The sequence below is a fragment of the Massilia sp. DJPM01 genome (genome assembly GCF_030348125.1).
In the GTDB taxonomy this organism is placed as follows: Bacteria; Pseudomonadota; Gammaproteobacteria; order Burkholderiales; family Burkholderiaceae_D; genus Telluria_A; species Telluria_A frigida.
In genome coordinates this window covers 52,909-62,609 of record NZ_JAQOZV010000046.1, presented here as the reverse complement: position 1 = coordinate 62,609, position 9,701 = coordinate 52,909, and the positions used below count along the sequence as shown (strand labels likewise).

12 protein-coding genes are annotated in these 9,701 nt (G+C 63.3%); 6 read left to right on the top strand and 6 right to left on the bottom strand.

The genetic code is table 11. The annotated features are described in order from the left end of the window. The first annotated feature begins 93 nt into the window (after nucleotides 1-93). The gene (locus tag PO883_RS35200) at nucleotides 94-348 is read left to right on the top strand and encodes a pilin (protein WP_373890102.1); all 255 of its coding nucleotides are present in this window, start codon (nucleotides 94-96) and stop codon (nucleotides 346-348) included. Between the two features lie 438 nt (nucleotides 349-786). Further along, nucleotides 787-1,239: a pilin gene (locus PO883_RS24900; RefSeq protein ID WP_289312139.1), complete on the top strand. Its 453-nt coding sequence runs from the start codon at nucleotides 787-789 to the stop codon at nucleotides 1,237-1,239. Nucleotides 1,240-1,364: 125 nt separating this feature from the next. Here PO883_RS24900 and moaC read toward each other — a convergent pair whose 3' ends face one another. Further along, on the bottom strand, nucleotides 1,365-1,865 hold the full coding sequence (gene moaC / locus PO883_RS24895) for a cyclic pyranopterin monophosphate synthase MoaC (protein ID WP_289312138.1): 501 nt from the start codon (nucleotides 1,863-1,865) through the stop codon (nucleotides 1,365-1,367). 167 nt (nucleotides 1,866-2,032) lie between these two features. Here moaC and PO883_RS24890 point away from each other — a divergent pair, with 167 nt between their 5' ends. Further along, nucleotides 2,033-3,547: a M48 family metalloprotease gene (locus PO883_RS24890; protein ID WP_289312145.1), complete on the top strand. Its 1,515-nt coding sequence runs from the start codon at nucleotides 2,033-2,035 to the stop codon at nucleotides 3,545-3,547. A gap of 83 nt (nucleotides 3,548-3,630) precedes the next feature. Here PO883_RS24890 and PO883_RS24885 read toward each other — a convergent pair whose 3' ends face one another. The 5 genes from PO883_RS24885 to PO883_RS24865 form a co-directional block, all read right to left on the bottom strand. Next, nucleotides 3,631-4,656, bottom strand: coding sequence for an Rpn family recombination-promoting nuclease/putative transposase (locus PO883_RS24885; RefSeq protein ID WP_289312137.1), 1,026 nt, complete (start codon nucleotides 4,654-4,656; stop codon nucleotides 3,631-3,633). 139 nt (nucleotides 4,657-4,795) lie between these two features. After that, entirely contained in the window at nucleotides 4,796-5,383 is a 588-nt protein-coding gene (locus PO883_RS24880) for a DUF2946 family protein (protein WP_289312136.1), read from the bottom strand. After that, nucleotides 5,376-6,392, bottom strand: a complete 1,017-nt coding sequence (locus PO883_RS24875; RefSeq protein ID WP_289312144.1) for a YheT family hydrolase — start codon at nucleotides 6,390-6,392, stop codon at nucleotides 5,376-5,378. The genes PO883_RS24880 and PO883_RS24875 overlap by 8 nt, the downstream gene beginning before the upstream one ends. 62 nt (nucleotides 6,393-6,454) lie before the next feature. After that, a complete protein-coding gene (locus PO883_RS24870; RefSeq protein WP_289312135.1) occupies nucleotides 6,455-6,880 on the bottom strand; it encodes a nuclear transport factor 2 family protein in 426 nt (141 codons plus the stop codon). Between the two features lie 50 nt (nucleotides 6,881-6,930). Beyond that, complete coding sequence (locus PO883_RS24865; protein WP_099874977.1) at nucleotides 6,931-7,125, bottom strand: zinc-finger domain-containing protein; 195 nt, start codon at nucleotides 7,123-7,125, stop codon at nucleotides 6,931-6,933. 212 nt (nucleotides 7,126-7,337) lie between these two features. Here PO883_RS24865 and PO883_RS24860 point away from each other — a divergent pair, with 212 nt between their 5' ends. The 3 genes from PO883_RS24860 to PO883_RS24850 all read left to right on the top strand — a co-directional run bounded on the left by PO883_RS24860 (nucleotide 7,338) and on the right by PO883_RS24850 (nucleotide 9,698). Then, nucleotides 7,338-8,108, top strand: a complete 771-nt coding sequence (locus tag PO883_RS24860) for an AzlC family ABC transporter permease (RefSeq protein ID WP_289312134.1) — start codon at nucleotides 7,338-7,340, stop codon at nucleotides 8,106-8,108. After that, nucleotides 8,101-8,430 carry an AzlD domain-containing protein gene (locus tag PO883_RS24855; RefSeq protein WP_167087720.1) on the top strand — a complete coding sequence of 110 codons (330 nt, stop codon included), beginning with the start codon at nucleotides 8,101-8,103 and terminating at the stop codon, nucleotides 8,428-8,430. Before PO883_RS24860 ends, PO883_RS24855 begins: the two co-directional genes overlap by 8 nt. Nucleotides 8,431-8,492: 62 nt before the next feature. Then, the gene (locus tag PO883_RS24850) at nucleotides 8,493-9,698 is read left to right on the top strand and encodes a phosphoglycerate kinase (RefSeq protein ID WP_289312133.1); all 1,206 of its coding nucleotides are present in this window, start codon (nucleotides 8,493-8,495) and stop codon (nucleotides 9,696-9,698) included. Nucleotides 9,699-9,701: the final 3 nt, after the last annotated feature.

Below are 9,701 nucleotides of genomic sequence, written 5' to 3'. Positions count from 1 at the left end.
GGTATCCTGGCTGCTGTTGCACTGCCAGCGTATCAGGACTACGTTGTTAAGTCGCAAGTTGGTGCCGGCCTGGCTGAAATCACCCCAGGTAAAGTGAACATCGAGACCAAACTGGCAGGCGGCGATGATGTTGCTAGCCCTGGCGAAATCGGCCTGCTCCCTACCACCCAGCGTTGCTCCGCAATCGCTGCGAACTTTGCTGTCACCGGCGCTGGTATGCTTTCCTGCACCTTGCTGGGTAACACCGCTATTCTGGGCAAAGTCGTTAATTGGCACCGTGTAGATACTGGCGTTTGGACTTGCTCGAGCACCGCTGACGCTAAATACGTACCAAAAGAGTGCCAATAATCTGACATAGTCCCGACAGCATTTTGTTGCGGGGCATGTCCAAAACTTGTTCAGGTTTCTATCGAACGTGATAGACACCAGATGGCAAGTCCCAGGCCTGTTCCGGGGTTTCCCGGAAGAGGCCTGCCCGCCGTGATGTAAATAATCACTCAACGAAGCCCGGTGCGCCATCGGGCAAGTACCGGGCTGGGTTAACCAGTCTTCGGCCTCGCCGCCCGGCTCCGGGCCGTTCGCATCAAACTCCCTCACTGATTGTTGAACTACCTGCGCCCGCCCCAGGTCGAACAGGTTCGCCTGTCGAGTATCGCTTCGCAGGCTGCTTTTCCTGAGCAAGTTCTCGCTCAAACGCCATCCTTTGTTTCACTGCCGGCGCTTCCGCTCGCCCAAGGCGAGTGTCGCGCCGTATCTCAATGCATGTCACTTCATTGGAGCAGCAACATGAAATCAATACACTCGGTCCATTGTCTTCCGCAGCGCGGCTTCACCCTGATTGAACTGATGATTGTGGTCGCCATTCTCGCTATCCTGGCGGCCATCGCCTTGCCCATGTACCAGGACTATGTGGCCAAGGCGAAAGTGGGCGCGGCCATCGCCGAAGCGGCTGGCGGCAAAGTCGGCATCGATACCGAAATCATCATGACGCCCACCATGGACGCTACTAAAACCATGGCGGCCACCAGGTTCAGCAAACCGGAAACGCCGAACTGCACACTCAGCGTCGAGGCGGCAAATGAAGGTAAGGCTGGCATCACGTGCACGATCAAAGGCGGTCCTGCCGGGGTGGCAGGCAAAAAAATCACCTGGTCGCGCGACGTCAAAGGCGCCTGGACATGCGAAGCGGAGGGTATCGTCGCTGAATATACCAGCGCCACCTGCCCGCTCAAAACCTAGGTCATGTGCTGGCGCCGGGGACCATGGTGGCATAGGTCATGTTTTGTGGCGCTGTGGAATGGCGCGGCGTGAGATCGCTCAACAGTACGCCGCCAGCGAACTTTCTTTTGCCCGGTGGGCACGCGCTATTCATCAATCGCGGCATGCCAGTCGCCCGACTTGCCGCCCTGTTTTTCCAGCACCCGCACATTGGTCATGACCATGCCGCGGTCGACCGCCTTACACATGTCGTAAATCGTCAGCAGGCCGACCTGGACGGCAGTGAGCGCTTCCATCTCGACGCCCGTCTTGCCGACCGTTTCCACCTGGGCGCGGCAATGCACGCTGCTGGCCGCCTGGTCGACCTCGAAATCGACCGCGACCCGGCTAATGGCCAGCGGATGGCACAAGGGCACCAGCTCGCTTGTCTTCTTGGCGCCCATGATGGCGGCGATGCGCGCGATGCCGAGCACGTCGCCTTTTTTTGCGCTGCCCGACACCACCAGCGCCATCGTTTCCGGCTTCATGCGGATGGTGCCCGCGGCCACCGCGATGCGGTGGGTATCGCTTTTGTTGGCGACGTCGACCATATGGGCCTGGCCGGTGGCGTCGAAGTGGGTAAGCTGGTCGTTCTGGGAGGTTGTCATCGGGTCGAAAGAGGGAAATAGGGATTACAAAAAACGTCAGGCCGCTCGTGCTGCTGCGGGGTGATCGCAGTTGCGGTTATCATAGCACCGTGAAATCCAAAACCGCTCCAGCCACCATGCGCCCGCCGCGCCGTCTCAAGGCGGGCCTGCTGCACTCCATCGCCCTGATGTCGGCGCTGGGCGGCCTGGCGCATCCGGCCGCCGCCCAGACCAATCTGAACGCCACCAGCCTGCCGACCCTGGGCGACACCGCGCGCGAAGACCTCTCGCCGGTGCTCGAACGGCGGCTGGGCGAAGAAATCATGCGCGACATTAAGCGCGACCATGATTTCCTCGACGACGATCCGATTCTCGAATACCTCAACGCATTCGGCAGCGGCCTGGTCGCCTCCTACCCGGGGGCGCGCGGCGAGACCAATGCCGATTTCTATTTCTTCGCCGTGCGCGATCCCATGCTGAACGCCTTCGCGCTGCCCGGCGGCTTCATTGCCGTGCACTCGGCGCTGCTGCTGGCGGCCCAGACCGAATCCGAACTGGCCTCGGTCATGTCGCACGAAATCGGCCACGTGGCCCAGCGCCACATTGCGCGCATGCTGGGCCAGCAAAAGCAGGATGCCCTGATTCCCCTGGCGGCCATGATCCTGGCCGCGCTCGCGTCCAAGGGCGGCGCGGATGCCGCGATCGGCGTGTTCATGGGCGGGCAGGGCTTGCAGATCCAGCGCCAGCTCAATTTCAGCCGCGACGCCGAGCGCGAGGCCGACCGCATCGGTTTCCAGATCATGGCCGCGGGCGGTTACGACACGTCCGGCATGGTGGCCTTCTTCGGCCGCATGCAGGCCGCCAGCCGGGTCTACAGCGACCTGATGCCGGCCTACCTGCGCAGCCACCCGCTCACTTCCGAACGCATTTCCGACATCCAGGCGCGCATCCGCGAAACGCCTTACCGCCAGCGCGTCGACAGCCTGGAGTTTCACCTGGTGCGTGCGCGCGCCCGCGTGCTGCAAGATGAAAGCACCCAGGGACGGGTGGAAGCGGCCGCGTTTTTCGACGCCCAGCTGACCCAGCAAAGCCGCCAGCAGCAAGCCGGCGCGCAGTACGGCCTGGCCTTCCTGGCGCTCAAAAAAGGCGAACTGGCCCAGGCCCAGAGCTGGCTCGACAAGGCACGCGGCACCATGCGTCCGGCCGAAGGGGCCGTGTTTTCGACCGGGCAAGCCAGTTCCGATGGCGCCGCCATGTTCGCCAGCATGGCGCTGGAAATCAAGCTCGCGCCCGGCCAGCCGGCGCTGGTCAAACAGCAGGCGCTCAAGGATGCGGACCAGGCGCACCTGCGTTATCCGCTCTCGCGCGGCATTGCGCGCCAGTACGCCGATGCGATGATCGTCAACGGCAAGCTCGACGAGGCCGCGCGCTTCCTGCGCGACCAGGTGCAGCTGTACCGCGAAGAACCGAAATTGCATGAGTTGCTGGCCAAGACCTACGCGGCGCAGGGCAAGATCGCCTTGCAGCACCTGGCCTTGGCCGAATCGTACGCGCTCAGCGGCGGCATGCTGGCCGCGCTCGACCAATTGACCATCGCGCGCAAGGCCAGCGACGCCTCGTTCTACGACATGGCCGTGATCGATGCGCGCGAACGCGAATTGCAGGCGCGCCGGCGTGAAGAGTTAAAGGAAGCGAAGAAGTAAGGAAATACAGGCCGACGCGGGCCTGAAGCCAGGCGCCTTCAGGCTCGGCCATTCACGGGGCGGAAACGATGGCTTGTCTGGCTTCAGCCAGACTGCCCTTGAGTGGGTACCGTATCATCGCCAAATATCGCTGGCAGGCTGGGCGCGTTGACGCTGTGTTCGATCCATTGATGAAGTTCAGTTTCCGATGCCTGGTCAATGCGTTGCATGGTCAATTCCGGCAAGACGCCAAACTTGATGCGCAACAGGCTTCCCACTACCTCGCGCAGTGCTGCTATTTGCCCTTCGGCCTTACCTTCAGCCTTACCTTTCGCCATGCCTTCGGCGCTTCCTTTTTGAAAGCCGATCTCCTCGAATTCTTCGGCCCACGTTTCAAATTTACGTCCCATGTCAGCAACCTCCTTGACACTGTTACATGTGAATGGCCCCGATTTGCCGGGTCTGCGCGCCAGCAGGTGGTTCACCCATACCTCGACCGAACGCCGCAGGCTGTCTTGAGGCGCTTCGTGGAACCAGGCCGTCAACGCAGGGGCGACCTTCCTTAGGACATCGGGCGCGCTCGAAAGTTCCAGCCGAAACAGCAGCGCCAGCAAGGTCGCGTTCGTTTCCAGTGCGGTGGCCTCCAGGCGCTGCTGGTCGATCAGCACGTAGCGCTGGGCCGGCTGGAGCGCCGCCAGCTCGGCGGGCGCTTGCATGAGGAGTCCGGCCAGGTCCATGCTGGCGCTCCAGTGCGGCAGGCCGTTGTAGAACACCAGCGGCAGCACCGGCGGCAACAGCAAGCCAGGGGACAATGCGTGACGCTTGACCAGGTCCTGGTACAGCAAGCCGATATAGGTTTGCATGCGCAGCGCCATCCAGCGGTCCACGCCGGACTGGCATTCCAGGAGGATGTACACGTAGAGAAACTCGTCGCCCAGCCGCACGCGCCAGACGATATCGTCCTCGCGGGCCGACAAGCGCTCGCTCACATACGCCGGATTGACCCGCTCGAAGGCCGACAGCGGGATCTCGTCGAACAGCTTGGTGGAAGTAAAGCCGGTGATCAGTTCGCGCACCAGCTCCGGGTGGGCGAACAGCGAACGGTATCCGAGGTCGTGAGGGGCGGGCATGGCGCATTGTAGCCAGCGTCCCTGCGCTGCCTTTGCGCTGCATCAGGCGTGCGCGGCGCAGCCGCTCCACCGTCATGCCAGCATCGGCGCCACTTCCGGCAGTGGCGGGAGTAAGGGCTCGGCTATTGACGCCGCCGGCTTACGGCGCTGGCATCCTGACAAAGTGCAGCTGCGTCGCCACCTGCGCGCGCGCGATCGGTTCGACCGGCACCGCCAGGTCCTTGTAGCGCAGCGTCAGCGTGCCCGCGCCGCCTTCCAGCCAGCCCATCAGCGCTTCGTCGGACGCGCCGATGCCGTCGATGTCCAAGGCCCCCATCAACTGCGCCATGTCGCGGTCATCGACCTGCGCGATCTTGCCCGCAGCGGAGACGATCAGCTCGCCACTTTCCGTCATCCACGCCTGCTCGATCGCATCGAGCGCCTCGCCCGTGTGCAGTACCAGCCCATGCGCCGGATCGGTACGCGCAATGAACGGCGTCGCTTCCAGGTTCACGAACACGCGCTGGGGCCCGTTCTGGAAATACCAGCAGCCGCGCTCGTCGGCCATGTAGTTGCGGTTGATGAAACCGAGCAGCGCCGTCTGCACCACCTTGTCGCCGGGCAGGTTCAGATGCTGGGCCCGTTCGTCGCGCATGCGCCAGGCGCCGCGCGCATCGAGTGCCAGCCAGCCGTAGCAATGCGGCACGTCCGGCCATTTGGCCATCGCTTTTTTAACAATATCATCCATGGGCGGCAGCTTCGCATAGTTCGTCCGCGTTTGGCGCGCGCGTCGCGCTATGCGACGCGCTATGCGACGCGCCAGGCGACGCGCTATGCGACGCGCTATGCGACGCGCCAGGCGAAGCCTGTACCGCGTCGAAAAAACGCAGGATGCGGCGCGGCAGCCAGTCCAGCCGTCCCGGCAGATTGCCGGCCGCGAAACCCACATGCCCGCCATGCTCCGGATACTCCAAGGTCACCGCGTCCGATGCCGTCTTCGGCAGATACTTCCCCGGCAAGAACGGATCGTTGCGCGCATTGAGCACCAGGGTCGGGACCGTGATGTCGCCCAGCACGTGCCTGGCGCTGGCGCGATCCCAGTAATCGTCGGTATCGCGATAGCCGTGCAGCGGCGCCGTGACCACGTTATCGAAGGCGTACAAATCACGCGCGGCCAGCAGCGCGTCGCGCTCGAACAGCCCCGGAAACTGTTCCAGCTTGGCCAGGCACTTGGGCTTGAGCGTCTTGAGGAACATGCGCGTGTAAATCATGTTCAGCCCTGACGACAGCGACTCGCCCCCGCGCGCCAGGTCGAGCGGCGCCGACACCGCCACCGCCGCATCGACGATCTCGGCCTGATGCTGCGATTCTCCCAGCCAGCGCAGCAGCGCGTTGCCGCCCAGCGAGACGCCGGCCGCGTACAGCTTGCCGGCACCACGTTCACGCAAACGCCGCACAATCCAGTCGACTTCGCCCGCGTCGCCCGAATGATAAAAACGCGGCGCCCGGTTCGGTTCGCCCGAGCAGCCGCGAAAGTGCGGCACCGCGCCCGACCAGCCGCGCGCGGCGATGGCTGCCATCAAGGCCCGCGCATAGTGGCTGGCGGACGAGCCTTCCAGCCCGTGGAACAGCACCACCAGGGGCTTGCCCGGTTCGCCATCGACAAAATCGACATCGACGAAGTCGCCGTCCGGCGCCTCCCAGCGTTCGCGCCGGAATGCCACCGCCGGGCGCGCAATGGCCACGGCCGGATACATGGTTTGCAGATGCCCGCCGGGCAGCCACAGAGGCGTTGTATAGGAGTTCGGCACCGGTGCAATCAGTGCAGGCTGGAAGCGGGATGCTCGTGCGCCGGCACCGCGCCGGGCGCGACCGACACATGGTGCAGCACGATGCGCCAGCCCTGCGGCGTCTTGATATACACATTGGTGGCCAGCAGATGGGCCGGCTCGCTGCCGCTCGAGGTCACGCCTTCGATGACGGTGTGCACCGAACTCATCAAATTATGCGTCTCGTGCAGCTGCGACGGCCGGATCTGCAGGGCGCCCCGCTCCAGGATCGCTTCCCACGATGCCTGGATCGCCGCATGTCCATGCAGGCGCGGCCCGCCCGGATGGATGCAGACGATCTCCTCGTCATCGGCCCACAGCTGCATCAGCGCGTCGACATCCCCGCGGTTGAGCGCTTCATAGAACGCGGCTTCGACCTCGGCCGCGCTACCGTTGAGTTGTTTGCGTCGTTTCATGCGGCCTCGGCAAAGTGTGGGGGGGAGGGGGCCGGGCAGGACCGTGATGCTTAGTGGTGCGCCATCACCGTGCCCGGCTTCAGGCGGTATTCGGTGCCGCAGTACGGACACTTGGCCAGGCCGTCATGGCCAAAATCGAGGAAGACGCGCGGATGCGACGACCACAGCGTCATCGCCGGATTCGGGCAATGGGCTGGCAAGTCTTTGTCGCCGAGTTCTACCGCAGGCGTTTTCGTGGCGTTCATGGATTCTCCGTCAGGCATGCAAAACCTCGATTTTAGCGGATTCGGGCAATTAGCCGAAATGATCGGTAAAATACTCCTACCAAATTACGGCCGCGTTCGCTAGTTTCCCTATGAAAACATGCATACCGGCGCTCACCCTGATTGCGCTTCATGCCAGACCGCATTGTTTCATTTCTACCCATTGCCCGATCTAGTTGTGGCAAGAAAACCACATGAATGACGTGACTCCGCCCCCGGCCGCGCTGCGTCCTGCCGATGAGGACCGGGCCATCTGGCGCGAAGCGTTCAAGACCGGCCTGCCGACCCTGTTCGGCATCGGTGCATGGGGTTTGGTGGTCGGCATTGCGATGGTCAAGAGCGGCCTGACGGTGCCGCAAGCGCTGGGCATGACCCTGATCGTCTTCGGCGGTTCGGCCCAACTGGCCTCGCTCCCCCTGATCGCGGCCGATGCGCCGATCTGGGTGGTGTTCGCCACCGCGCTGGTGGTCAACCTGCGTTTCGTCATCTTTTCCGCCTTGCTGGCGCCCCATTTTGCCCACCTGCCATGGCAAAAGCGCTTTTTGCTCGGCTATACGGCGGGCGACCTGACCGTGGCGCTGTTCCTGCAGCGCTTCCCCAGCGAAGAACCGGCCCACGGCAAAGTGTCTTATCTCAAGGGCTTGCTGTATCCCAACTGGGTCTCCTGGCAAGTCGGCTCGATCGCCGGCGTGTTCCTGGGCAGCGCGGTCCCGAGCGAGTGGGGCCTGGGCTTTGCCGGCACCCTGGCCATTCTCTGCATCATGATTCCGTTGACCATCAACCGCGCGGCCCTGTGCGGCGTGCTGGTGGCCGGCGCCACCGCCGTGCTGGCTTACGAATTGCCCTACAAACTGGGCTTGCTGGCCGCCGTCCTGCTCGGCATGCTGACCGCCATGACGGTCCAGGAACTGAACGAAAAACGCACGCGGAAAGCCCTCGCCGCCAAGGGAGAACCCCATGTCTGACGTCGAAATCTGGATCACCATCGTGGCCCTGGCCTTTGCCACCGCCGCCACGCGCAGCTCGTTCTGGCTGATCGGCCACCATATCACCATCCCCAAGCGGGTCCAGGAAATGCTGCGCTTCGCCCCGGCCTGCGCGCTGGCGGCCATCATCGCGCCCGACCTGTTCCTGGGCAACACCGGCCAGTTGCAACTGGGCCTGGATAACTTCAAACTGATCGCCGGACTGGCCGCGACCGGCTATTACCTGCTGCGAAGAAATATGCTTGAAACCATCATTTTCGGCATGCTGTTCTTTACAGCCTTGCGTATCTGCTTACAGTAGGGTTTTCGGGCTGGGCTTGCGGTAAAATAGCGTTCTTTCATCATTTGACTCGTGGATCGCCAATGCACGCTGTTCTCAATTTCACCCGTTTGCAAGACCTGATCGACCAACATGCCCTGCAGGGCAAGCGCGTCTTCATCCGCGCCGACCTGAACGTGCCGCAGGACGACGCCGGTAACATCACCGAAGACACCCGCATCCGCGCCTCCGTGCCGGCGATTGCCGCCGCCATCAAGGCGGGCGCCGCCGTCATGGTCACCTCGCACCTGGGCCGTCCGACGGAAGGCGAATTCAAGCCGGAAGACAGCCTGGCGCCGGTCGCCGCGCGCCTGGCCGAACTGCTGGGCCAGCCGGTGGAACTCAAGCAAGACTGGGTCGATGGCGTCGATGTTGCGCCGGGCCAGGTCGTGCTGCTCGAAAACTGCCGCGTCAACAAGGGTGAAAAGAAGAACGCGGATGAACTGGCCCAAAAGATGGCCAAGCTGTGCGATATCTATGTGAACGATGCCTTCGGCACCGCCCACCGCGCCGAAGCGAGCACCCACGGCATCGCGAAATTTGCGCCGGTGGTGTGCGCCGGCCCGCTGCTGGCCGCCGAACTGGACGCGCTGGGCAAGGCGCTGGGCGCTCCCAACCGTCCGCTGCTGGCCATCGTGGCCGGTTCCAAGGTCTCGTCCAAGCTGTCGATCCTCAAGGCGCTGGCCGACAAGGTCGACAATCTGATCGTCGGCGGCGGCATCGCCAACACCTTCATGAAAGCCGTCGGCCTGAACATCGGCAAGTCGCTGGCCGAAGCCGACCTGGTCGCGGAAGCGAAAGCCATCATCGACATGATGGCCGCGCGCGGCGCCCAGGTACCGATTCCCGTGGACGTGGTGTGCGCCAAGGAATTTTCGCCAACGGCGGTGGCCACCGTCAAGGATGTGGCGGATGTGGCTGATGACGACATGATCCTCGACATCGGCCCCAAAACGGCCGCCATGCTGGCCGCGCAGATCGCCAAGGCCGGCACCATCGTCTGGAACGGCCCGGTCGGCGTGTTCGAATTCGACCAGTTCGGCGAAGGCACCAAGACGCTGGCGCTGGCCATCGCCGATTCCAATGCCTTTTCGATCGCCGGCGGCGGCGACACCCTGGCCGCGATTGCAAAATACGCGATCAGCGATAAAATCGGGTATATCTCCACGGGCGGTGGCGCCTTCCTCGAATTCCTCGAAGGAAAAACCTTGCCGGCAGTTGAAATCCTGTTACAACGCAGTTCCCAGTAAGCC